General features: G+C 58.6%; 22 protein-coding genes. 12 read left to right on the forward strand and 10 right to left on the reverse strand.

Features of this window, described 5'->3' with window-relative positions; all coding sequences use genetic code 11:
• Nucleotides 1-12 precede the first annotated feature (12 nt).
• Nucleotides 13-873, reverse strand: coding sequence for a pirin family protein (locus SA339_01420; GenBank protein MDW5561858.1), 861 nt, complete (start codon nt 871-873; stop codon nt 13-15).
• Between the two features lie 86 nt (nt 874-959).
• Entirely contained in the window at nt 960-1,412 is a 453-nt protein-coding gene (locus SA339_01425) for a GyrI-like domain-containing protein (GenBank protein MDW5561859.1), read from the reverse strand.
• 337 nt (nt 1,413-1,749) lie between these two features.
• Here SA339_01425 and SA339_01430 point away from each other — a divergent pair, with 337 nt between their 5' ends.
• From SA339_01430 to SA339_01445, 4 genes are all read left to right on the forward strand, one after another.
• Nucleotides 1,750-2,904, forward strand: coding sequence for a PLP-dependent aspartate aminotransferase family protein (locus SA339_01430; protein MDW5561860.1), 1,155 nt, complete (start codon nt 1,750-1,752; stop codon nt 2,902-2,904).
• 98 nt (nt 2,905-3,002) lie between these two features.
• On the forward strand, nt 3,003-3,398 hold the full coding sequence (locus SA339_01435; GenBank protein ID MDW5561861.1) for an MTH938/NDUFAF3 family protein: 396 nt from the start codon (nt 3,003-3,005) through the stop codon (nt 3,396-3,398).
• A gap of 371 nt (nt 3,399-3,769) precedes the next feature.
• Entirely contained in the window at nt 3,770-4,276 is a 507-nt protein-coding gene (locus SA339_01440) for a hypothetical protein (protein ID MDW5561862.1), read from the forward strand.
• A gap of 282 nt (nt 4,277-4,558) precedes the next feature.
• Complete coding sequence (locus SA339_01445) at nt 4,559-4,762, forward strand: hypothetical protein (protein ID MDW5561863.1); 204 nt, start codon at nt 4,559-4,561, stop codon at nt 4,760-4,762.
• Between the two features lie 1,702 nt (nt 4,763-6,464).
• On the opposite strand, the gene SA339_01450 is transcribed toward SA339_01445, so the two are convergent.
• Nucleotides 6,465-7,076 (reverse strand): cobalamin-dependent protein, encoded by a 612-nt coding sequence (locus SA339_01450; GenBank protein ID MDW5561864.1) that lies wholly within the window; start codon nt 7,074-7,076, stop codon nt 6,465-6,467.
• Nucleotides 7,077-7,707: 631 nt separating this feature from the next.
• On the opposite strand from SA339_01450, the gene SA339_01455 reads away from it, so the two are divergent.
• Genes SA339_01455 through SA339_01465 form a run of 3 tightly spaced genes read left to right on the forward strand, consistent with a single transcriptional unit; the run spans nt 7,708 to nt 9,686 of the window.
• Nucleotides 7,708-8,103: a 30S ribosomal protein S6e gene (locus SA339_01455; protein MDW5561865.1), complete on the forward strand. Its 396-nt coding sequence runs from the start codon at nt 7,708-7,710 to the stop codon at nt 8,101-8,103.
• A complete protein-coding gene (locus SA339_01460; GenBank protein MDW5561866.1) occupies nt 8,100-9,323 on the forward strand; it encodes a translation initiation factor IF-2 subunit gamma in 1,224 nt (407 codons plus the stop codon). The genes SA339_01455 and SA339_01460 overlap by 4 nt, the downstream gene beginning before the upstream one ends.
• Nucleotides 9,324-9,329: 6 nt before the next feature.
• Nucleotides 9,330-9,686: a twitching motility protein PilT gene (locus tag SA339_01465; GenBank protein ID MDW5561867.1), complete on the forward strand. Its 357-nt coding sequence runs from the start codon at nt 9,330-9,332 to the stop codon at nt 9,684-9,686.
• Here SA339_01465 and SA339_01470 read toward each other — a convergent pair.
• Nucleotides 9,683-10,501 (reverse strand): DUF2099 family protein, encoded by an 819-nt coding sequence (locus SA339_01470; protein MDW5561868.1) that lies wholly within the window; start codon nt 10,499-10,501, stop codon nt 9,683-9,685. The genes SA339_01465 and SA339_01470 overlap by 4 nt on opposite strands.
• 120 nt (nt 10,502-10,621) lie before the next feature.
• On the opposite strand from SA339_01470, the gene SA339_01475 reads away from it, so the two are divergent.
• Complete coding sequence (locus tag SA339_01475) at nt 10,622-11,281, forward strand: DUF120 domain-containing protein (GenBank protein ID MDW5561869.1); 660 nt, start codon at nt 10,622-10,624, stop codon at nt 11,279-11,281.
• Here SA339_01475 and purQ read toward each other — a convergent pair whose 3' ends face one another.
• From purQ to SA339_01500, 5 genes are all read right to left on the reverse strand, one after another.
• Nucleotides 11,282-12,118, reverse strand: a complete 837-nt coding sequence (gene purQ, locus SA339_01480; GenBank protein MDW5561870.1) for a phosphoribosylformylglycinamidine synthase subunit PurQ — start codon at nt 12,116-12,118, stop codon at nt 11,282-11,284.
• 4 nt (nt 12,119-12,122) lie between these two features.
• Nucleotides 12,123-14,447 (reverse strand): phosphoribosylformylglycinamidine synthase subunit PurL, encoded by a 2,325-nt coding sequence (gene purL, locus SA339_01485; GenBank protein MDW5561871.1) that lies wholly within the window; start codon nt 14,445-14,447, stop codon nt 12,123-12,125.
• Between the two features lie 8 nt (nt 14,448-14,455).
• Nucleotides 14,456-14,692, reverse strand: a complete 237-nt coding sequence (gene purS, locus SA339_01490) for a phosphoribosylformylglycinamidine synthase subunit PurS (protein ID MDW5561872.1) — start codon at nt 14,690-14,692, stop codon at nt 14,456-14,458.
• Between the two features lie 114 nt (nt 14,693-14,806).
• Nucleotides 14,807-15,457 (reverse strand): MarC family protein, encoded by a 651-nt coding sequence (locus tag SA339_01495; protein MDW5561873.1) that lies wholly within the window; start codon nt 15,455-15,457, stop codon nt 14,807-14,809.
• 44 nt (nt 15,458-15,501) lie between these two features.
• Nucleotides 15,502-16,341 (reverse strand): tRNA (adenine-N1)-methyltransferase, encoded by an 840-nt coding sequence (locus SA339_01500; GenBank protein MDW5561874.1) that lies wholly within the window; start codon nt 16,339-16,341, stop codon nt 15,502-15,504.
• A gap of 364 nt (nt 16,342-16,705) precedes the next feature.
• On the opposite strand from SA339_01500, the gene SA339_01505 reads away from it, so the two are divergent.
• From SA339_01505 to SA339_01520, 4 genes are all read left to right on the forward strand, one after another.
• The gene (locus SA339_01505; GenBank protein ID MDW5561875.1) at nt 16,706-18,139 is read left to right on the forward strand and encodes a sugar porter family MFS transporter; all 1,434 of its coding nucleotides are present in this window, start codon (nt 16,706-16,708) and stop codon (nt 18,137-18,139) included.
• A gap of 42 nt (nt 18,140-18,181) precedes the next feature.
• The gene (locus SA339_01510; GenBank protein ID MDW5561876.1) at nt 18,182-20,044 is read left to right on the forward strand and encodes a glycoside hydrolase family 15 protein; all 1,863 of its coding nucleotides are present in this window, start codon (nt 18,182-18,184) and stop codon (nt 20,042-20,044) included.
• Nucleotides 20,045-20,480: 436 nt separating this feature from the next.
• A complete protein-coding gene (locus SA339_01515) occupies nt 20,481-20,687 on the forward strand; it encodes a hypothetical protein (GenBank protein ID MDW5561877.1) in 207 nt (68 codons plus the stop codon).
• A gap of 47 nt (nt 20,688-20,734) precedes the next feature.
• Nucleotides 20,735-21,205: a ribonuclease III domain-containing protein gene (locus SA339_01520; protein ID MDW5561878.1), complete on the forward strand. Its 471-nt coding sequence runs from the start codon at nt 20,735-20,737 to the stop codon at nt 21,203-21,205.
• A 2-nt stretch (nt 21,206-21,207) separates the two neighbouring features.
• On the opposite strand, the gene proS is transcribed toward SA339_01520, so the two are convergent.
• The gene (gene proS, locus SA339_01525; GenBank protein MDW5561879.1) at nt 21,208-22,611 is read right to left on the reverse strand and encodes a proline--tRNA ligase; all 1,404 of its coding nucleotides are present in this window, start codon (nt 22,609-22,611) and stop codon (nt 21,208-21,210) included.
• Between the last annotated feature and the right edge of the window lie 41 nt (nt 22,612-22,652).

Consider the following 22,652-nt stretch of genomic DNA (forward strand, 5'->3'; position numbering starts at 1 on the left):
GGCCCCGATTGCTCAGTCCTTGACGAAGGTACCTGCCTCCAGTTCGTTGAACGCCTGCCGCAGCTCATCCTCGTTGTTCATGACCACCGGCCCCCTCCAGGCGATGGGCTCCTTGATCGGCTCACCCGACACCAGGAGGAAACGGACCCCCTGGTCGGAGGCGGTGATCCGGACCTGCCCCCCGTCGCCGTAGACCACCAGGTTCTCCGATCCGGCTATACCTCCGCCCTCGCTGAACGACCCCCGTCCCTGGAACACATAGGCGAACGCCGAGCGGCCTTCGGGGATGGCATGCTCCAATCCACCGCCCGGTTCGATTTTGATATCCAGGTACTCGACCGGCACCACCAGCTCCCGGACCGGGCCCTCCACTCCGTTGAACGAGCCGGCGATGACCCTCACCTCGACCTCATCGGAGGGCTTGGCTATCGGGATCATCTCCCGGCGTATGTCCTGGTAGCGAGGCCGCATCATCTTCTTCGACCGCGGGAGGTTGATCCATAGCTGGAACCCTTGCATCGCTCCGCCATCACCGTGGGGCATCTCCCCATGGATGATGCCGCTCCCGGCAGTCATCCACTGCACCTCCCCCGGGCCGATGGTGCCTCGGTTTCCCAAGCTGTCCTGGTGGTCCGCCGATCCCCTTATCATGTAGGTGACCGTCTCCATCCCCCGGTGGGGGTGGGACGGAAAACCGGCCCGGTAGTCGGCTGGGTCGTTGGAATGGAAGTCATCGAGCATGAGGAAGGGGTCCAGTCCAGGTAGCTCCTGGGCGTGGAACGCCCTCACCAAGTTAACGCCGGCGCCCTCCACAGTGGGCCTGGCTCGGCGGACCAGCTTTACCGTCCTTAGTTCTCCAGCAATTGTGCGCATGAAGAAAAGAGGTCAATAACCGGTATTAAAGAGCTGATAAAAAATGAGGAGAGCCTAGGCCTGTGAGGGCAAGGCTCCAGCGGACATTACTCCAACGGCCAGACGAGCCTGGTCATCAACTTCTCCGGCGGTACCTCGTCCGGGCTGTTGAGATATTCCTCCCACATGTAGCTCGCTGGCTTCCTGCCGTTGGCCTTCATCCACTCCAGGACCGCGTTGTACGATTCCATCAGCTTATCATATGGGCCGATGTGCACGGCCGTCGCCGCCTGGACCGCCGGCAGCTGGAACGGCTGTATGCGCCCCTTGGTAATGCCCTCCCCGGCTATGGGGAACCCGACCTCCATGTCCGTTCCCTCTTCCGACCACGAATGGTAGTAGGCGAACGGCGGTCCGACGCACCGCACCTCTTTCTGCAGGACCGGCGCTAGCTCCTGAAACATCCTCCCGAACGCCTGCGGTATCTCATCTGTCTTCACCTTCTCCCGGATGGCGATGGCCGCTTGAGGCATCGTCATCATCACCTTGACCTCGATCATAGTCCTCGAAATTAGTATAATCTTCAGGTAATCAAAACATTTGGGGAGAGGTGTCCGAAATCATGGTCGCCTTCGGCTCGCTGGGCGTTCCGTCCGTCATCGAATGTGCGTGGTTGCCTCCTCTCATACGGGTCAGTACCATATTAGATGCGGAACGGCATCAGGAGAGTTACGAATAGAGAGTAACGAGATTGGACGGATCGCAGGAGACCGAGGACCGACCATGTCGTTACCGCCCTACCCAACGGTTGAGGGAGGTGCAGGACTGGTAGCAGGACTGGTATCTACAACGACAAGTGGATGAAGACGAACGGGTTCTTGGACGGAGGGAGATAAGATGAGGTTCGAGACCAGGGCAGTGCACGCCGGAGAGGAGCCCGAGAGACATGCCAACGGGGATGTGGTCGCCCCCATCCACATGAGCTCCACCTTCGCTCGCAACAAGGTGAGCGACCCTCCCAACGGATACGAGTATTCCCGCGCCGCTAATCCGACTAGGAGCGCGCTCGAGAACCGTTTAGCTGCTATCGAGGACGGGGCCGGGGCGCTGGCTTTCGCTTCGGGTCTGGCGGCCGAGGCCATGATCATGTTCCTGCTGCGGCCGGGGGACCGCACGGTAGCATGCGACGACATCTACGGGGGTACCTTCCGGCTGTTCCGACAGTGTTTTTCCAACTTTGGCATGGGCTTCGACTTCGTCGATCTTTCCGATCCAGGTCTGGTGGACTCGGCCCTCGAGGAGAGGACATCGATGCTGTGGATCGAGAGCCCGACCAATCCCCTGTTGAAGGTCTACGACATAAGGGCGCTAGCTCGGAAGGCCCATGAGGCCAACCCCGAATCCCTGGTGGTCGTGGACAACACCTTTGCCAGCCCCTACTTCCAGCGACCGCTGGAGCTGGGGGCAGACCTGGTGGTCCACTCCACCACCAAGTACATCGGAGGGCACTCCGACGTCATCGGAGGCTGCCTGGTGGGGCGGGACCCCGAGCTGGTGGAAAAGCTGAGGTTCTACCAAAAGTCTATCGGCGCGGTGCCCGGCCCCCAGGAATGCTTCCTCACGCTCCGGGGGATTAAGACCCTTCACCTCAGGATGAGGAGCCACGCGGAGAACGCCATGGCCGTGGCGAGGTTCCTGGAAGAGCACGAGCTCGTGGAAAAGGTCAACTATCCGGGGCTGGAAAGCCATCCCCAGCACGAGCTTGCCCGGAGACAGATGAGCGGCTTCTCAGGCATGGTATCCTTCGAGTTGAAGGAGGGACTGGACCCCCGCAGAGTCGTGGAGGCGACCAAGGTCTTTTCGCTGGCCGAGAGCCTGGGCGGGGTAGAATCGCTAATAGAGTATCCCAGCCTCATGTCCCATGCCTCCATCCCCCTGGAGGAGAGACGGAGGTCGGGGCTCCGGGACGGACTGATTCGCCTCTCCGTTGGTATCGAGGCGGTCGATGACCTCATCGAGGACTTGGACCAGGCACTTGCGCAAGCGAAGTGACTGGTCGAAGGTCGATCGCTCCTTTTTGAAGTTCAGCATCGCAAATCATCGGTCGATGTAGACGTATCCTTTTATTTCGTCCTCCGTTTGCTATCATCGTGGCACAACGTGATCGGCCAAGGATCGAGGGTCAGCATGGCTGGCTGATGGTCGATGGGACCAGATACGAGCATGACATCGTCATTCACATCGACGGTGCGATCTCCGAAAGGAACTGCGGGTGCTCACCGGAGCTCCGGAGCCAACTTTCCAATGTATATCTCAAGGACTTCTTCCACGCGCCCCTGACGGAGTGGGAGCTTGATTTCCTCCAGGACGAGAGACCGGAGGTCGTGATCATCGGGGCAGGATTCAAGGGAATGCTGCCGCTGACGCCGAAGGCCAAGGACATACTGGCGAGATACGAGCACAGGGTGCTGTCGACCCCCCAGGCCATAGAGGTGTTGAACGCCGAGGGACGCAGGTTCGTCGCCATCCTCCATTCGACCTGCTGATTCCATGGCCCCACGCATCGTTCACGGTCCGGGCTGACCTTGTACGGGTGGCGAGCGGGTCCGAAAGGGGATGACCGACCCCAGCCTCATGGATCCCTCGCCACCGTATTTGCGGAGCTGATGGAGAAAAAGGCGTGGCGCGCTTGGTTACCGCTGGAAAGGATCAAGGCATCCTCATCTCGCTCGTCCCTTCGCCGATGGTCGTTAGTAGCTCAGATCTTGAGAAAAGGCGCTGCCAGATCGGCAGCCACATGATCATCTCTAATAAATTAACGGAGTACTTGTTCTACATTCTAGTCAGTATGTCCCATTTTATTATTTCTTACCATTGATGTAATTAGGACAACGCTATGGCCCGCCGCGACATGGTCATGCAGGAAAGTTGTGGTGGCATCATGGCGACGCTTGGCACGAGGAGGAATCTGAGTGTAGAGGCAGGAGCTGACTGCGTCAAGGAACGTATAAGGGGTAGGATCGAGGATGGTGACGCATGGTTCGAAGATCGCTTCTATGATCCAGATCACCCGATAGACAGCGACTGGCTTGAGGACGCCGAGGCTGGCAGGTTGTTCGTGAAGGACATGGTCAGAGGGAACCTTGGAACGAAGCGTCTGTCTGTAAACGAGGCGATGATACGCGAGGCGAACCAGTACATGGACTCCAAAGGTCTCGCTCCCCAGTACCGCCTCAGGATCATCGAGCTGTACGAGCACGTCTACGCCGTGCGGCCCGACGGAGACGCCATCAGGCTGGACCATTCATTGTACTGGGAAGAGGATACCGGTTTCGCCAGGATGGTGGACGGTCAGCTCAGGACCATGTGCTCCGAACTGTATGTGCCTGCAAGCAGGTGCATACCTCCGATGACAGACCTCTAAGACCGAACCAGACATGCACTCTCATTGCCCTTCGATCTTTCTATGTTCTCCTTTGGACGGTTCGACGTCCTTCCAGGCATCTGAGGATCCAGCAACATAAATGGTCGGGCGGACGATGGCACCGAGCCCGAAAGGCCTGAAGGTGAGAGCTGGGCGTTTGAGTACGATGGACGGGAATGGCAGCAATGGGAGGAAGTGGGATGGGCGGTGCGAAGAACCGAGCTTGGCGATGTTCCGCAAGGCCACGCATTATGCCAAATCTCAGGCCTTACCTGGGATTTCATGCCCGAGCTCCGCAGCGAGAATGGGGTCATGCATGCGATACGACCAAGCGGTAAGAAGCTGAGGCTGGAGGACACAACGGGATGGGAACAGCTAAGCGGGTATGCGAAGCTGGTCGATGAACTGGCTGCGGCGATGCGGAATCAGCGCCCCCCTTCCGGGATGGAGCCGCACTGCCATTTCAAAGAAGCGGTCAAGGCCTAGGTCATCAAGTCACTCGCCCCACACCACTCACGCAGCGGTGACAGCCTTCGTTCTCTACTCCTGCGCGTCATCAATGTCGTAGAACAGCGTCCAGTAATTCCTTGATAAACTCGCAGATCCTAAAGGTTATTCATCGATCTGTTCTTACTCCCAGCCATAGAAATATTTCCGTGCCGTCGAGCGTCTAGGGGATCGAACGGCGAACAGGTTCTTACGTGCATTGACAGAATTATTGCTGATCGTGACTGTACTTTTACTTCCTTATCTCCAATGACCAATTGAGCCGTTTGCCGCAACAAGGAACAAATAAAAAGAGACACTGGGGCCGGGATGGAAGGAACCGATTGTGCTGCCTGAGCCTACGAACTACCGGACTTCCCGGCCCATCGAACCCATTCCTAAGGCGGCCCTAATAGGTTGGCTTCTTGTTTTTTGTAGAGCATGTTCTGGACAGTAGAGGAAGTGCTGTCATTTGGTATCCGAACCATGGCATCACTAGTTCGCTAGATGATTGGGGCTCGTCCCTCGACCGGCCGGACCAGGACAGGCATTCCGTCCTTGCTGCCGGTGATCCTCAGACCTTACTGGGTGCGGTGGAGGACATCTTTCATCAGGCATATTTCAGCAACAACACCCCGACACCTTAATGACGTGTTCAAAAATGATGTGGGCCGATTCGGGAAGGGACTTTCTTAATCAATGGTCGAGTGTTCCGTCAATCCGTGCTGGCTAAGCGCTATGGTTTGGTATGCGCAATGGCAGTTATCGCTGTCAAACCATGCACAGTCCAGTCCTGCGCAAGTCATAGTCATGAACGGACAGAACGGCGCTGATATGTTCTTCATTCTTCACCTCGTTCATATTAGGGGGCCTACATGTTTATTGGCATTGCCCAAATAGAATAAGGAAAGTACATATCGGCGTTCATTTCGGCCACCTGGAGTTAGACGAGCGCTTCGCTCCATAAGATCGGACAGTACTCATCCCAGAGGAGAAAGGTCACACACGATCGCCGCAAAATGAGAGAGGAGTCATGAGATAAAACAGCGGCTAACACCTCGAAAGCCCCGTTTGCCGTTCAGGCAGCCCCGCAACCGGGACACAAGGCTTTCAGATGCAATCCCTCTACTCTCGCCCTCCCTTAAATACTCTTCGCCTTTTTGACGATTGAGAATCTGACAAAGCCCATCTCCGGATGTTTTGAGGCATATCGAGCATGATGGTTAGTTTTACCCAAGAGCGCGTATTCAATTGATGGGCCGGAACATCAAAGCACATCGAGTAGTAAAGCTTTGATCAGGATTTTCATATCCAGATGGTTAGGGCCTCCCTGCCAGCAATTTGGATTTGAGGGAATCTATGGGCAGCAAGGATGAGCGTCCTTGTTGTGGCATTGCCGGCAGAGAGACCTAACGGCAATTTTTTAGGGGTGTTAATAAAACTATTGCCGAAATGTAGCAACCGCCGCCTAGATTGCCGTTCGGGGCGCAGGACTGCCGAACGACGTCCTCTGATGGTTTTAAGAGGCTCCGCTCCAGTGTAGCAAGATCGATCTGCACCGATAAGTTACGATGCGGCAGCCATCGAACCGTGGGTAAAAAAAATGCAAGCACCAGTTAAAAATGTATTATGAAAAAGTTTACAACCTTGCATGATGCAACACGCGAGTGGCGCTCCCACCTAAACATTCCCGTCAAGATTGTTACACAATGGCCTTTACTTTCTCCACTGCTTCCTGGGCATTTAGGGCATGGAGTTCGGCGCCGATCTCGTCTGCGAACTCTGGAGATGTGGGCGAACCGCCGATTATGATTTTCACTCCTGCCCTGAGGCCCGCTTCTGTCAGCGCATCTATGGTCCTCTGCATTTGATCGATCGTCTGCGTTGTCAGAGTGCTCATCGCCACCATCTGGGCCTGATATTTTATCACAGCATTGACAAAATTCTCAGGCGGCTGATCGCGGCCTATATCGAATACATTGTATCCAGAAGCAACAAGCATGGTCTTAACAATATTTTTCCCCAGGTCATGGACGTCTCCTTCTACCACGCCGATCACTATATTGATCTTCTTTGAGACGTACTCTCCATAGACATGCGGCAGTAGAACATCCAATGCAGAATACATTGAGTCCGCGGAACGCAGCATTTGTGGCAAGAATATCTGATGGGTCGAGTAATTCTCACCGACTGTCATCATTCCTTTGATGCAGCTATTGTCGATGGCATCGATCGGTTTTATGCCCTCCCTGATCGCATCTTGTGCATATAGTGTTGATTCCCTCCGTCTTCCAACCACGATCGCAGTTTCCAAACCCGCCAATATCTGTGATCGACTGCCCATATTTATTCCCCTCTAGCAATCCACTTTTTAGATACGATGGTGAGTTAACGCCGTATAGGACAATGCTATTAACACATAATAGTTTACCGCTTCTACCGGCGGGGTGTGCTTAGCGCAAAAAGTCGAGCTTGTGACTTGCGCTGCAGCTTCAAATGGGAAGGTATCCATTGGGCAGATCGGAATCTAGATCTCTCCTGGCTTAGGCATCGGGATGTTGATAGAATAGAGATATATGCCCGGTAGGGGCCATTGACCAGGGGTCCTATCCGAAAAGCCAACCGAGTTGGCCTCTAGAGTGGTGGTTTCGGGGTGCCTAGGCGACAATGTGCGTTGTCTAGCCATATGTCTCGTTACACCGTGGGATCGATATGCAGAACAAAACGGTCGTCTCTGTAAAGAACCGGACACGAGGCCGGCGAGTGGAAACGGGATGAGCACGACGTCCAAGGCAATCTAAATAATTGATAAAAATGGGAACGAGGTTTGGTCGCTAGTCAGGCGCCTTCTGGGAAGAAACAAAACGATTAATCAGAGCCCACCGAGGCGCCAATAGTTATTTATTCTAAGCTACATTAAGCCGTTTACCTAAAAAGGTGTTTAGATGGTAGAGTTCAAAGCTGTCATCAATGATGTAAAGACCGGAAAGTCGTACCAGGTCGCGGTCGCCGGGCATCACGCTAACTCCCTTATCGGCAAGAAGATCGGGGATGTCGTGGACGGCATCTTCGTGAGCCTCCCAGGATACAAGCTGACCATCGCTGGTGGAAGCGACAAGGACGGCGTGCCCATGCGTGCCGACCTCCCTGGCGTCAGGCGCAAAAACATCCTTCTTTCCAAGAGCATCGGCTTCACCTCCAAGGAGCAGGGATTGAGACGCCGCAAGCTGGTCCGTGGGAACACCGTGTCTCCTGACACCACCCAGATAAATATGACCATCTCCGCCGCTGGCTCCAAGTCCGTGGAGGATCTCCTTCCTAAGAAAGAGGAGAAGAAATGAAGGTCAGCCAGCAGCCCGAGGTCAACATCGGAATGATCGGTCACGTCGACCACGGCAAGACGACCCTTACCAGGGCGTTGAGCGAGGAGTGGACCGACCGGCACTCCGAGGAGATCAAGAGAGGCATCTCCATTCGACTGGGCTATGCTGACACCGCGTTCTATCGTTGCCCCAAGTGCAACAAGTACACGACCAAAGACTTCTGCCCGGAGTGTGACGAGCAAGCCGAGTTCCTGAGGGCCATCTCCTTCGTGGATGCCCCTGGACACGAGACGCTGATGGCCACAATGCTCTCCGGAGCAGCGATGATGCAGGGCGCCCTCCTGCTGGTGGCGGCTAACGAGCACTGCCCCCAGCCGCAGACCAAGGAGCACCTCATGGCCTTATCCATCATCGGCGTGGACAGGATCATCATCGTGCAGAACAAGATCGACATCGTGACCAAGGAAGAGGCTTTGGAGAACTACCGCGAGATCAAACGCTTCGTCAAGGGGACCATCGCCGAGAACGCCCCCATCATTCCGGTGTCCGCGCATCACGACGTCAACATCGATAAGCTCATCGAGACCATCGAGAAGTACATCCCGACCCCGCCGGCGGACAGGGATAACCCGCCCATGATGTACGTGGCGAGGTCTTTCGACATCAACACTCCTGGCTCCAGCCCCGACTCGCTCAAGGGCGGGGTGCTGGGCGGTTCCCTGACCCAGGGTACTCTGCGCGTCGGGGATGAGATCGAGGTGCTTCCCGGCCGTAAGGTCGAGGTTAGCGGAAAGACGAGCTGGGAAAAGATCACCACCACGGTGCAGTCGCTGCATACCGGCAACACCACCCTGGAAGAGGCCCGCCCCGGAGGCTTGATCGCCATCGGGACCAAACTGGACCCTGCGCTGACCAAATCGGACGGCCTCACTGGCCGGGTGGTAGGTAAGCCGGGCACGCTGCCTCCGGTGCTGCACAAGTTCGTAATGACCACCCATCTGCTGGAGAGAGTGGTCGGTGCCGCCGAGGATCTTATCGTCGACAACATCAAGACCAACGAGCCCCTGATGCTCAGCATCGGCACCGCTACCACTGTTGGAGTGGTCACCAGCGCAAGGGGTAATCAGTCCGAGGTAGCGCTCAAGATCCCGGTGTGTGCGCTCAAGGAACAGCGCGTCGCTATATCCAGGCGCATATCCGGCAAGTGGCGTCTCATCGGGTACGGTATCATCCAGTAGGTGTCCATGCCCCGCGTGGTACTGGACACCAACGCCCTTCTTTTACCGTTCGAGCGTTCGATCAACATCGACGCCCAGCTCCGTTCGCTGCTGGGCGAATGTCAGGTCTTCGTCCCCGGACCGATCGTGGGCGAGCTTAAAAGATCATCCAGCAAGCATGCCTCGGCGGCATTACGTTTGCTGTCCAGGTACACGATTGAGGACACCGAGGCCTCCGGAGACCGGGCGGTCATAGAGCTCGCGGAACGGCTGGGCGCGTACGTGGTCACCAATGATCGCGCCCTTATCGCCAAGCTCCGCCAAAAGAGGATTAAAGTGATTTTGATGAGGGGAGGCAGCCACCTTGCCCTCGATGACGCCTAGATCAGCGGCCTTGGGGGGTCCTCGGGTGAGGTCACATTAGAATGCTTGGTCAGCTCTAGCCTGGTCTTCAGCAACGTCTCGCCCCATAGCGAGGCGGCGTAGACCGGGACCTTGTTGCCGACCTGGAACAGCGCCCTTTCCGTTGCCCGTGCCCTTACCGTGCTGGACGCACAGGCCGTGACTATGTCGCAGACATCGAAGAACGAGTCCGCCTCCTCGGCGGTGCGGCCGGAGGTGTGCACCGCGAAGATCGCCACCCGCTGTCCGAACTCCTCCCGGATGCGCCGGGCATCAGAGGCGGTGGCCACGCTAACCCCCACCCGCTTGAAACCCTTGACGAACGCCAGCATGGTACCGGCAAACTGATCGATCTTCGCGCTCTTTGGATCCAGCACCATGTCCCGGCCGATGGCCTCGATGACCTCGGGGATGGGGGTCGTTTCGATCAGGCCCGAGACCCTCCCGCCAATGCCCTGGATGAGTTCAGGGTCGGAAACCACGACCGTACCGGCGCCCTCGCACACGATGACCGCGGCGTCCAGCATTCCCTGGGATACGGCCATGCCCAGGAGCTCGGACACGCCGAAGGACAGGTAGTCTTTCATGCGCAACTTGCGATGCGGAGTGCACATCCCGAAGTCCCGGATGCGGAACTCGATGTTCTCCCTCACCGCCTCCGGGCTTATGACCTGGATATTGCGGACCTTGGCGAAAAGGGGGCAGTACTCGACCTCCGGTACTCCGACCTCCACGACCTTGCCGTCCCTTATCACTACCCTGGTCCTGCCCAGTGCCTCGATGACGTGCCTGTCCATGATGTTACCTTCGCCCCTTGGTTATGGTCAGCGACGATATTAAAGTATAAATAGGCTGGTCGGAATGGAACGTATGTCGAAAACTGGTAGCTACCAGTTTTCACACATGGTGTGGAACGCATGAACGAGAAGTTCGCCATTGCCCTGAAGCAGATCGCCCTCCTGGGCGGGATCAACGATCACATTGCCATCTCCTCCCGAGAGCTGGGGGACCGGCTGCATATTAGCCAGCAATCGGCTTCCAAGCGCATATTGGAACTGCTGGAGGAAGGATACATCCAGAGGGACCTGGGGGCCAGGAAGCAGCGCATCCGCATCACCAAGAAAGGCCTCGACGCGCTGAGGGCCGAGTATTCGGAATACCAGAAGATCTTCGAGCAGCGGGACCACCTGCTCATCCGTGGGACGGTGACCACGGGCATGGGCGAGGGACAGTACTACGTCAACCAGCCAGGGTACCAGGAGCAGTTCAAGGAGAAGTTGAACTTCATTCCTTTCGAAGGAACGCTCAACCTCAAGATGAGCGCCGCCGACGTCGGCAAGCTGGACGTCCTGCGCAAGAGCGAGGGCGTGGTGATCAACGGCTTCCAACGCAACGGCAGAACGTTCGGTGAAGTGCGATGCTTCCCCGCCACCATCCAGAATATCGAGTGCGCTGTCATCCTGCCATCCCGCTCGCACTACAGCGACATCATGGAGGTCCTGTGCAAGTATAACCTGCGGCGAACGCTGGGGCTGTTCGACGGGGACACGGTGGAGATACGGATCAGGGTGGAGTGATCAGTACCTCTTGCTCACGTGATCGAGCACGGAGCGGAATATGACCTGCCCGTCGCCGCGGTCGTCCGGCTTCCCGGCGGTGCGGGTCCAATCAGGGTGCTGGTACCGGAACATCGCCCGCTCGGGGTGGGGCATGAGGCCCAGGACGTTGCCTTCGGGGTTGCATATGCCGGCCAGGTTGCTCACGGCGCCGTTGGGGCACCATGGGTACTCGTCATAATCGCCTTCCGGGTTGACGTACCGGAACACCACCTGGTCGTTGTCCTCGAGGCGCTGAACGAACTCCTGTTCCTGATCCGCGGGGAACCTGAGGTTGCCCTCGGCATGGGCGCACGGGAACATGACAACCTCTCCGCGGGGCAATAGAGATGTGAACGCGCACCGACCGTGGTTCTCGTGCTTCAGGTAGCTGGGACGGCACTCGAAGCGGCCGGAGACGTTGGTGTATAGAGCAGCCTGCGGTTCCTCGCTCATGACCTCGTCGAAGGAAGGCAGGACGCCAAGCTCCACCAGGATCTGGAACCCGTTGCAGACGCCCAGCACCGGCCGGCCGGAGGAAATGAAGTTCTCCAGGTCCGCGGCCAAGTGGCTCTTGATGCGGGCAGCGAAAATCGCTCCGGCTCTCACGTAGTCCCCGGCGGAGAAGCCGCCCGGAAACATGAGGATGTGGTAGTCATCCAGTTCCCTCCGCAGCTCCGCCGGGCTCCGGCCGATGAGCTGCTTCAGGTGCACCTTCTCGGGCGAAGCCCCCAGGGTCTTGAAGGCCTCGTACGCCTCCTGCTCGCAGTTCGTCCCCTCTATCCGGAGGACGCAGACCTTGATCTCGTCGACCTTCATCATATCACCCCAGCAGTCTCCAAAGGGGTTCGGACCACGCCTTCCGCATAGCCGGGACCTTGACGTCCACGATCGAGCGGCGACCGTCGCGGATGGTCATCCGTCCCCTGCCGACCATGCCGATCGGAGTAGCCAGCTCCCCGGCCAAGGACTCGAACTCCCCGCGTCTCTGGTCATCGACCTCCACCACGAAGCGGGAACTGGTCTCCGAGAACAGCTTGACCTCGGCGGGCAGGTCATCCATGGCCGAGAGGTCCCCTTCGAAGCCTAGATCGCCGCCTAAGCACATTTCGGCCAGAGTGACGACCAGGCCGCCGTCGGAGCAGTCATGGCAGCTGCGGACCAGACTCTTGGCCATGGCGCCGAGGAGCATTTCGGAGCGGGCGGACAGCGCCGCGCTGTCGACCGCTGGTACCTGCCCCCCTCGCCCACTGTACCGGCGGTAGAGTGCCGAGGCCCCCATTTCCTCTCTGGTCTCGCCGACGATGTAGACGGGGTTGCGCTCGTTCTTGAAATCGGTGGTCACGCACTTGCGGATATCCTCCACGATACCGACCCCCAGAACGGTGGGCGTTGGCAATGTGGGTCCGTTGGCGGTCTCGTTATAGAATGAGACGTTGCCGGAGGGCACCGCCAGGTGCAGGTCCGTGGCCATCTCCCCGATGCCCCTGACCGCCTCCTTGAACTCGAAGAGGCGCTCCGGCTTCTCGGGGTTGCCGAAGTTGAGGCAATCGGTGAGGGCATGCGGTCGCCCCCCTACCGCCACGATGTTACGGCAGGCCTCGTCCACCGAGTTGCGTCCACCGTTGAATGGATCTAGGGAAGTGAACCAGGGGTTGACCCCGACGGCTATGGCCAGACCACGGTACGAGTCTGGCAGGGGCTTGAGGACGGTGGCATCGGCAGGTCCGCGGTGGCCCGGCTTGCCCTGCAACGGCTTTATGACCGTGGACGCCCGCACCTCGTGATCGTACTGCGAGATCATCCAGTCCTTGCAGGCGATATTGGGGTCTGCCAGCGTCGAAAGGACCACCGAGTTCCATCCGTCCGGCAGCTGGGGGGCGCGATGCTCCTCCCTGGCCCCGCCCGAGGTCGCGGTCGGCCGGCAGTACTCCGGCCCCTTGGTCAGGAACTCCAAGTCCAGGTCGAAGACCTGCTCGCCCTCGAACAGCAGCTTGACCCGCTTCTCCTTCGCCACCTTGCCGATGACCGTGGCCGGCACGTCCCAAAGATCGAAGATCTCCAGGATTCTGGGGACGTTGGCCTCCGGGGCGGCGAGCATCATGCGCTCCTGCGACTCCGATACCCAGATCTCCCAGGGCGCCAGCCCCGCCTCCTTTAACGGCACCTTATCCAGCTGGACGACGGCCCCGCACCCGCCGGCCAGGGTGATCTCTCCGACCACGCAGGACAGTCCGCCGCCCCCGAGGTCCTTGATGCCGCTGACCAGGCCTTTCTCGTTGACCTCGAGGCAGGCGTGAATGGTCGGCTCCTTCGTGATGGGATCGCCGAGCTGCACTGCCCCCCGCGACTCGTCCTCCGACCTGGAGCTGAGCTCGGCGGAGGCGAAGGTCACTCCATGGATGCCGTCCCTGCCCGTGCGTCCGCCCACCAGGATAAGAACGTCCCCGGTACCGCGGACAGCATTATTGAGCAGCCGGTCCTTGCGCAGGAAGCCGATGCAGCCAACGTTCACAAGGCAGTTGCCGGTGTAGGACGGATCGAAGAACACTCCGCCGGCGATGGTGGGGATGCCGATGCGGTTTCCGTAGTCCCGAATGCCGGAGACCACCCCGCCCACGAGGTACTTTGGAAGCTTCACCCCAGCAGGCACCTCCCTGAGCTCCAGGGGACCGAAGAACAGCGGGTCCACCAGAGCGATGGGCTGCGCGCCCATGGCCAGGACATCGCGTACGATGCCGCCGATACCAGTTGCCGCTCCGCCATAGGGTTCGATGGCCGAAGGATGGTTGTGGCTCTCGATCCTCAGCGCGTACGCATGCTCGTCGTCGAAGGACATCACACCGGCATCGCCCTTGGACAGGACATCAGGATGCTTGAGGCCGAAGATATGCTCCCGGAGGAAGCACTTGGAGGACTTGTAGCAGCAGTGCTCGCTCCACGCCTGGGCAATGGACTGCAGCTCAACATCAGTGGGTAGGCGCTTCTCCTTCGAGAAGTAGGTCTTGACCGCCTCCAGCTCCTCCAGACTGAGGTTAAGTCCCATGGTCTTGGACATCTCCTTCAGCTGGTCGGGGGACGCGGAGAACAGGTCGACATCGTACAGGGGGAAGGGCACCGGCCGCTTCCGGGTGAGCTCTGTGGACATGCTCTCCCTCACTTCAGTTCGATGCTGTACGTCTGAATGACGGGATTGGCCAAGAGCTTGCGGCACATCTCGTCGCAGGCCGCACGGGCCTCGTCGGCGCCCATCTTCAGCTCCATCTCGAAGACCTTGATCGTCTTGACGCTCTCCACACCCTTGAAGCCAAGAAGTTCCAAGGCCTTCCTGGTGTTCTCGCCCTCGGGGTCGGCGACCCCGTGCTTAAGCCCAATGCGGATCTCGGCCTTCACCACGGTCAGCACCGCTTCTGAAATGACCTCGCATACTTAACAGTTTATCCGGCGGGCCCAGCAAGCTATTACGTGAGGCCGTTTCAGTTCCCCAGGGCGACAGGATCGGTGAACTCACGGCAGGATGCCATACATCGGTATGGCCTGGGCGATGCCCCGCAGAACGAAATTGATGGCCACCGCTGCAAGCAGCAGGCCCATGATGCGGGAGAAGGCCATCGCCCCGGATTTGCCCATGAGGTTGAAGATGCGCTCCGAGTGCACCAGCGTCTCGTAGGAGATGATGACCGTGAGGATAACTGCCCCGGCGATGGCCGCCAGACGCACCACCGCATCCGCCGTGATGGTGGCATCGGAAACCAGGATCATGACCGTGGTAATGGCACCGGGGCCGGCGAACATCGGGATGCCTAGGGGCACGATCCCCACCGAGTCCTTCTGCATGGCCTCCTCCCGCTCCTCCTCGGTGATCTTGGTCTTGGACTTCTGGCCCTGCAACATGGAGAAGGCTATGCTGAACAGCAGGATGCCGCCGGCGATTCGGAACGACGGTATAGTTATGCCGTAGATGCTGAAGATCCATTGCCCGAACAGAGCGAAGGTGAACAGAACGGCCGCCGTCACGATGCAGGTCTTCGCCGCCACCCTCTTCTTGTCCTCGGGAGTGTATCCTTCGGTCACGGCAAAAAAGAACGGGATGTTGCCCACGGGGTTGACGATGGCGAACACCGTGGCAAAGGCCGACACCGCGAACTCCAGGTCCACGAGCGGCCGAGCGGCCTGAGGATATTTAATCCCTTGCGGCCATTTCACGACCTAGCCGGTCTCCGCCCGAAGACCAGGTACCCGGTGTGGGCGAGGTTCTCGTACGACGGGCGCACCCCTCCGGGATGGACCTCGATCGACCGCTGGATGTTTTCGAATGCCCGGACCTCAAGATACCCGCGGTCGCGGAGGCCGTTGACCACCCCCTCGACCTGGTTGGTGTTGGGAACGAACCCGGCGAAGCGGCCACCGGGACGGAGGAAGCGGTCGACGTTGTCCAATGCTAGCCAGGGGTCCGGCATGTCCAGGGCCACGGCGTCCACGGTCGCGTCCAGCTCGACGGTCTTGACGTCCCCCACCCGGAGCTCCCAGTATGGCGCCAGCCCTGCCCGCTCCACGTTCCTCCTGGCCCGCTGCGCGAAGTCGTCGCGCACCTCTACCGAGATGACCCTGCCGGAAGGCATCACGGCATTGAGCAAGGCCATGGTAAGGCCGGCGGACCCTACTCCGGCCTCCAGGACAGTCTCCCCGGCCCTCAGGCCAAGCTGGAAGACGATGGTAGCGGCGTCCTTAGGGGTGATGATCTGCGGTCCGCGCTCCAGCGATTCCATCAACTGGACCACCGTTGCCCGAAACGCCCGGAAGTCCTTGCCCGCCAGTCTCACCAGCGAACCGTCCTCCTGGCCGACGATCTTGTTGCCGTCCACGACCCCCAGGCCTTGGACCCTGACCATGTCCTTCTGAAGCTGAAGCCAGTAGCGGCGGTCACTGTTGTCGAGCAGGTATACGAGGTCGCCCTCCGAGAGCATGACGCTGCAATGATGGAAGTGGGCTAAAGGTTTGCCGTCGGCGCCGCCGTCAAAGGCCGGTCGCTTTGCTTGCATCATTCGAGCGGGATCAAACACCGTTTTCATCGTATGCTCGAGGCCTGAGCATACAGACCCAGTGGCACTATTGCTACTAAGGCATGGCCGACGGGCATCGTTCCTACCCTACGGCGTAGGAAAGTCAAATCCTCTGCATCGACCCGGGCGGTCAACCCTCGCTCAACGACCTAGCTGTCACCGCCTGTTCCTAACCCTCTGTAAATATCTCGATAGTCCTCCTATATCGAGGCTGCATGACTGGTCATGCGAGCGAATGTTGTGATATCAGTGGGATTCGATCCATCGGCCGCCGCTAGTACGGACATAGCTTCAAATTCAAAGCGCGGTCAAGGAGCAACTCTAAGCAGCGAGGTGGGTCAATATGGACTCGAAAGGGAGGAAAGAGCCACGCTCGAGATACCCGATGATCGTGTTCGTGGCCGCCGCGGTCGCCGCCGTTGGCGGGATCCTGTTTGGCTATGATACCGGGGTGATCTCCGGGGCAATCCTCTTCATCGTCAAAGATTTTGATCTGTCCTCATCACAGGAATCGGTGGCCGTGTCCATAGTCCTGGTTGGCGCGATCATTGGCGCCGCTTCCGGCGGCTACATGGCCGATCACCTGGGGCGCCGGAGGTCCATCATCCTCGCATCCCTCATGTTTCTCCTGGGAACCATCATTGTGGTGGCGTCCCAGGGTCTCGACCCGTTCCTGGTGGGGAGGCTGTTCATCGGGGCGGCCATCGGCATCGCCTCGTTCATCTGTCCGATGTACATATCGGAGGTCTCGCCAAAGGGTATCCGGGGATCGATGGTCTCCCTCAACCAGCTCATGGTAACTGTGGGCATCCTACTGGCGTACTTCGTTTCCCTCTTTTTTGCATCCTCCTCCGATTGGCAGGCAATGTTCCTGGTGGGAATGGTCCCGGCAGCCGTCCTCCTCGTAGGCATCTTCGTTATGCCGAACAGCCCACGCTGGCTTGTTCTCAAGAGCCGGCACGATGATGCCGTTAAGGTCATCAAGCGCTTTCATAGTCCCCAGGACCCCGACTCGGAGATAACCGACACCATCAACGAGATGGAGGCGGCGGTCAGGAAGGAAAGAGGGGCTAAGATCAAGGACCTATTCACCGATAAGTTGAGGCTGGCGACCATGATCGGCGTCGGCCTCGCCATTTTGCAGCAAGCGACAGGCATCAATACCGTCATCTACTATGCGCCGACCATCTTCCAGCTTGCTGGTTTCCAGGGAGCCAGCGCGTCTATTTCCGCGAGCATATGGGTGGGGGTCACGAACGTGGCATTGACGGTCGTATCCATCTTTCTGGTCGATCGCATAGGGCGAAGGCCGCTGCTGCTCATCAGCCTTACAGGGATGGTCATCGCGCTTCTGGGACTGGGCATCTCTTTCCAAATGATATCCGGGGGCGGAGATGTAGGGACGATAACCGTCGCCCTGCTGATGCTCTATGTCGCTTCCTTCGCGATAGGCCTGGGCCCGGTGTTCTGGCTCCTCATCTCAGAGATTTATCCATTAAGGGCGAGGGGACAGGCTATGAGCCTGGCTACGGTGGCGAACTGGATGGCAAACTTCGTCATCTCATTGACCTTCCTGGGCCTGATCGACCTCCTGACTACCGGGGGCGTCTTCCTGCTATACGCGATCATAGGCATACTGGCCTTCGTGTTCATATGGAAGTTGGTCCCCGAGACCAAAGGTCTGTCTTTAGAGGAGATAGAGAAGAAGATAGAGGCTCACGAACACCATGTTCCCAAGGAGGCGCTCCATCCTAAGCGGATCGAAGGAGGCAAGTGAGGCGCAATTGCATGGTCAGGGTCCAACGGTCGAGGGAAGGAAGTGAGTGATCGCACAGGATATGAGCCGATAGCAGATTACGGTCTGATCGGGAATAGGTACTCCGCTGCCCTCATCAACAGTAAAGGTTCCATCGACTGGCTATGCATGCCGAGATTCGATTCTCCCTCTGTCTTCGCGAGGATGCTCGACCCTGAGAAAGGAGGTTTCTGGAGCATCTCGCCGATAGGGCAGTTCGAGAGCTCCCATAGATATATCGAAGACACCAATGTCCTGGAGACCACCTTCATAACGGCGGATGGAAAGGCGGTCATGATGGACTTTGGGGAGATCGATACCGGGCTTAGCGCAATGCATTTCTCGGTCCCCGGGCGATATATCCGCATACTGAAGGGACTCACCGGGACGGTTCGGTTCAGGAACGAATGCGCCCCCAGGCTAGAGTACGCCACCAAGATGCCTCGGTTCCGAGTGGATAGGAGAAATGCGGACTTTGATATCTTTCGCCTTACGGGGCCTGGCAGCTGGAAGGCGGATAACGAAGATGGGATGCTGACCTATGATCTTGACCTGAAGGGAGGTGAGAGCATCCCCTTCACCTTGCAGATACGGGGCGAGCCTCAACCTGAACGAGGCTCCCCGGACGAAGCTCTCCGCACAACATCCCATTTCTGGGAGGTCGCGAGCCAAAATTGCTTTTACCAGGGACCATATCGCAACATGGTGGTCAGGAGCGTGCTGACTTTGGCTCTTCTCTTCTATTCTCCCACCGGCGCTCTGGTCGCCGCGCCCACCACCTCTTTGCCCGAGGAGATGGGCGGGGAGAGGAACTGGGACTACCGCTATTCATGGCTTCGGGACTCCTCTTACTCTCTATACTCGCTCCTGTCCGTCGGATATGGATGGGGGTCTCATGTGATACCTGCGCACCGATGGATGCAGAACGTCATCTCCAGTTCCGGCAAGAACATCAAAATACTGTATCCGATCACGCCCGGCGGGTCCACGGAAGAGATGGAGCTGGGACATCTTCGGGGCTATCGTGACTCCCGGCCGGTGAGGATCGGTAACGGCGCCGTCGACCAGGTCCAGCTCGATGTCTTCGGGGAGCTGGCGCTGACCCAACGTCTGGCATCAGAGTCAGGCAAGTACAACATCGTTCCAGGCTGGTACTATACGCGGAGTTTGGCCGACTGGATTGCGGATAACTGGAGGGAGCCGGATGCAGGGCTATGGGAGAGCCGTGGCGGGGTCAAGCATTTCGTCTACGGGAAGGCGATGCTATGGGCCGCCCTGCAGGCAGCGGTGGAATCCGCAGGGAAGTGGGAGCTGGACGGCGATATCGAAAGGTGGCGAAGGGAGATGGACGAGTGCGGGAACGAGGTCCTTACGAAAGGATGGAGCGAGGATCTGGGAGCGTTCAAGCAGTCATACGAGGATGACGTTCTAGACGCCTCCAACCTACTGCTCTCGTTCATCGGGATCGTGGACGGCGAGGACCCGAGGATGATCGGGACGATAGACGCCACCCTTCGGCACCTGGTCAAGGACGGAATGTGCTATCGGTACGATACATCGAAGTTCGATGACGGGCTAAAGGGTAGCGAATCGTCGTTCGTTCTTTGCACCTTTTGGCTCGTGGAGGCACTGACCAGGGCCGGAAGGATCGAAGAGGCCCGAGAAATATACGAAGGGATCTTGGCCAAGGCCAGCTCCCTCGGGCTCTTCGCGGAGGAGCTGGACTCGAAAACGGGGGAGCACATCGGCAACTTCCCTCAGGCCTTTTCCCAACTGGGAGTCATCGGAGGGGCCGTGGCCCTGGCCAAGTACGGAGGGATGGGCAACATCGTCGAAAAGGTACCGCACCATCTTTCTGCAAAGAGGCACAACTCTCGATCCCATTAGGCGGTGGAGAGAACAAAGATGATCTTGGGCGAGATGGATCGTCTCGCCGGGACGAGGTCGAAAGAGGGGCCATACTCCACTGCTCCGAGGAGGTAGGGCTCGGTCGGAGTGGCTCCTGTGCCGACTGGTACTCAGGTTTCAGGGGGTCCGCCATCCTCGAGGGTCCGATAGCTCTTGCATTCCGATCAAAGGAGAAGTCAACAGGACGATGAGGACCAAGACGCTCATAAAGGAGGGGATATGGCGACATGAGGCTCGTCGTAGAGGAAGCCCGGCAAGACCTCTAGCAAGGGTCGGGAGGCCATTGCTTCGAACTTCAGAAGCCTCTCTCAATATCAAAGGAGCGCCTTTGCACGCTCGGTCTGGTCCCCCGAACCCTCGCCAGTGTAATCCGAGCTGGAAACCATTTTATAGAGTTAAACCGTTGGCCGCAACAATGGCAGAGGTCGCCTTTCCTGAGAAAGCCCAGAAGGTTCTATCCATCCTCCTTATACTCGGAGGTCTGGTGATGTACGTCGGGTGGGGGATCGCTTACGGGAGCTGGAACTTCTTCGAGCCACGCTTCATTCCCGTGTACGCCATCGTCGTCGTCCTGTTGCTCTTCGGTGGCCTGGGGCTGCTCCTTCTGAAGCATAAACAGTGAGCGGGAACCGATAACTAGAGGGGCGCCCATTACGGGCCCTGATAATTATGGACGATCAGGAAGTGATGGCCAAGGCCCTGGCCTTCGAGAAGTCCTTCAACTACCGCTTCAACGAGCTTGAGCTGCTGACGAGCGCGCTGGTGAGCAGCGGCTATCCCAACGAGCACAAGGATTTCAAACCTAAGGTCCGCCACGCGGTCCTGGCCAACCTCGGCGACGTTGTCATCGATCTGCTGGCCACCGAGCACTTGATCAGGGAGAAGCTCATGGAGGATGCCGGCCAGATCACGCTCATGCGGAGCAGGATGGTCAACGGAGGCAGCCTGAACGAGCTGGCCGGCCCGATCGTCCAGCTGCTGGTCATGACCAGCGGGGAGCGTAACGATCTGGAGCACAGCGCCATCCCGTGTGAGGCGCTGGAAGCGCTGGTCGGCGCCATCTACCTGGACGGAGGGCTGGCCCCCGCCAAGCGGTTGCTGGAGATGCTCGGGTTCTTCGACAGGGATTACGGAGAGTGAGCTCACATCGCCCGTGCCGCGTAGACTACCGTATCGGTCTCCTTACTGCAGCCCAAACACTTGCCGTGATACTCCTCTTTGATATATGGTGAGCCGAGGATCTTCAGCTCGGTGCGCTCCTCGATCTTCCGGCCGCACTCCTGCTCGCCGCACCAACCGAAGCGCAGCCACTTCTCCGGAACCTCCTTGAAGTCGAGCGAATCGACGTTGATGATGGAGTCGTCCAGGAACTTCTGGGCCTTCGAGCGCATGTCCTTGGCGATCTGGTCGAGCAGGGAGCGCACCTCCGTGGCGACATCTGCGCGACCGAAGCTTCCCTTCTTCCCATCGTCACGCCTGGCGTAGGCGACCACGCCCTTCTCGATATCCCTTGCCCCAAGCTCCAAGCGCAGGGGGACGCCCTTGAGCTCCCACTTGAAGAACTTGGCTCCCGGACGCTCGTCGCTGTCGTCCAGCACCACCCGGACGCCGGCGGCCTTCAGCTCGTCGCGCAGTGCCTTGGCCTTATCGCTGACATCCTGCACGTTGCCCTTGGCCAGGATGGGCACGATGACCACCTGGAAGGGAGCGATGGCCGGCGGGAGCACGAGGCCCTTGTCGTCACCGTGGACGCCCACGACCGAGCCGAGCAGCCGCTCGGACATGCCGTAGGTCGTCTGATGGACGTACTTGGTGCTGCCGTCGACATCCTCGTACTTGATATCGAACGGCCGGGAGAAGTTCTCCCGGTAGTGATGAATGGACCCCAGTTGCAGGCTTCGGCCCCGCATCATGGCGGTGTCGATGCCCACCGTGTAGTATGCGCCAGGGAACTTGTCCCACTCCGTCCGGCGGAGCAGCATGTATGGCAGGCATAGATTCTGCATGAGGTTCTCGAGGATGACGAAATCCTCCTCAACCTGACGCTGGGCATCGGCCTCATCGACGTGGCAGGTGTGCGACTCGAAGAAGTGGATCTCCCGCACCCGAATGAACGCCCGGGTCTGCTTGGTCTCATATCTGAAGGTGTTGACGATCTGGTAGATCTTGAGGGGAAGGTCGCCATGAGAACGCACCCAGATGGCGAACATAGGGTACATCGCCGTCTCCGACGTCGGGCGGAGCAACAGGGGTATGTCCAGCTCGTTCAGCCCAGCGTGGGTGACCCAGTACACCTCGGCATCGAAGCCCTTGATGTGGTCCTTCTCCTTCTGAAACTCTGTCTTGGGGATAAGCAGGGGGAAGCACACCTCATCGTGGCTGGTGGCGTCGAGTTCCTGGCGGATGAACGTATCGATGTACTGCATGATCTTCCAACCGTATGCCGGCCATACGTTCATGCCCTTGATGGGATAGCGCTTGTCAGTGAGACCAGCCTGTTCCACCAGGTCGTTGTACCATTCGCTGAAGTTGTCTTCCTTCTTCATCACTCACACCTGACCTAGCTGCACGGAATAAGGTTCCACAT

The organism is Methanomassiliicoccus sp. (assembly GCA_033485155.1).
Lineage (GTDB): Archaea > Thermoplasmatota > Thermoplasmata > Methanomassiliicoccales > Methanomassiliicoccaceae > UBA6.

Bases quoted from the DNA above. Each gene is read 5' to 3' on its own strand.
- SA339_01465 (MDW5561867.1), top strand. From the start codon at position 9,330: ATGCCCCGCGTGGTACTGGACACCAACGCCCTTCTTTTACCGTTCGAG.
- SA339_01440 (MDW5561862.1), top strand. From the start codon at position 3,770: ATGCAGGAAAGTTGTGGTGGCATCATGGCGACGCTTGGCACGAGGAGG.
- SA339_01420 (MDW5561858.1), bottom strand. From the start codon at position 873: ATGCGCACAATTGCTGGAGAACTAAGGACGGTAAAGCTGGTCCGCCGA.
- SA339_01470 (MDW5561868.1), bottom strand. From the start codon at position 10,501: ATGGACAGGCACGTCATCGAGGCACTGGGCAGGACCAGGGTAGTGATA.
- SA339_01475 (MDW5561869.1), top strand. From the start codon at position 10,622: ATGAACGAGAAGTTCGCCATTGCCCTGAAGCAGATCGCCCTCCTGGGC.
- purQ (MDW5561870.1), bottom strand. From the start codon at position 12,118: ATGAAGGTCGACGAGATCAAGGTCTGCGTCCTCCGGATAGAGGGGACG.
- SA339_01515 (MDW5561877.1), top strand. From the start codon at position 20,481: ATGGCAGAGGTCGCCTTTCCTGAGAAAGCCCAGAAGGTTCTATCCATC.
- purL (MDW5561871.1), bottom strand. From the start codon at position 14,447: ATGTCCACAGAGCTCACCCGGAAGCGGCCGGTGCCCTTCCCCCTGTAC.
- SA339_01455 (MDW5561865.1), top strand. From the start codon at position 7,708: ATGGTAGAGTTCAAAGCTGTCATCAATGATGTAAAGACCGGAAAGTCG.
- SA339_01445 (MDW5561863.1), top strand. From the start codon at position 4,559: ATGCCCGAGCTCCGCAGCGAGAATGGGGTCATGCATGCGATACGACCA.
- SA339_01430 (MDW5561860.1), top strand. From the start codon at position 1,750: ATGAGGTTCGAGACCAGGGCAGTGCACGCCGGAGAGGAGCCCGAGAGA.
- SA339_01505 (MDW5561875.1), top strand. From the start codon at position 16,706: ATGGACTCGAAAGGGAGGAAAGAGCCACGCTCGAGATACCCGATGATC.
- SA339_01460 (MDW5561866.1), top strand. From the start codon at position 8,100: ATGAAGGTCAGCCAGCAGCCCGAGGTCAACATCGGAATGATCGGTCAC.
- SA339_01520 (MDW5561878.1), top strand. From the start codon at position 20,735: ATGGACGATCAGGAAGTGATGGCCAAGGCCCTGGCCTTCGAGAAGTCC.
- SA339_01500 (MDW5561874.1), bottom strand. From the start codon at position 16,341: ATGCAAGCAAAGCGACCGGCCTTTGACGGCGGCGCCGACGGCAAACCT.
- proS (MDW5561879.1), bottom strand. From the start codon at position 22,611: ATGAAGAAGGAAGACAACTTCAGCGAATGGTACAACGACCTGGTGGAA.
- SA339_01425 (MDW5561859.1), bottom strand. From the start codon at position 1,412: ATGATCGAGGTCAAGGTGATGATGACGATGCCTCAAGCGGCCATCGCC.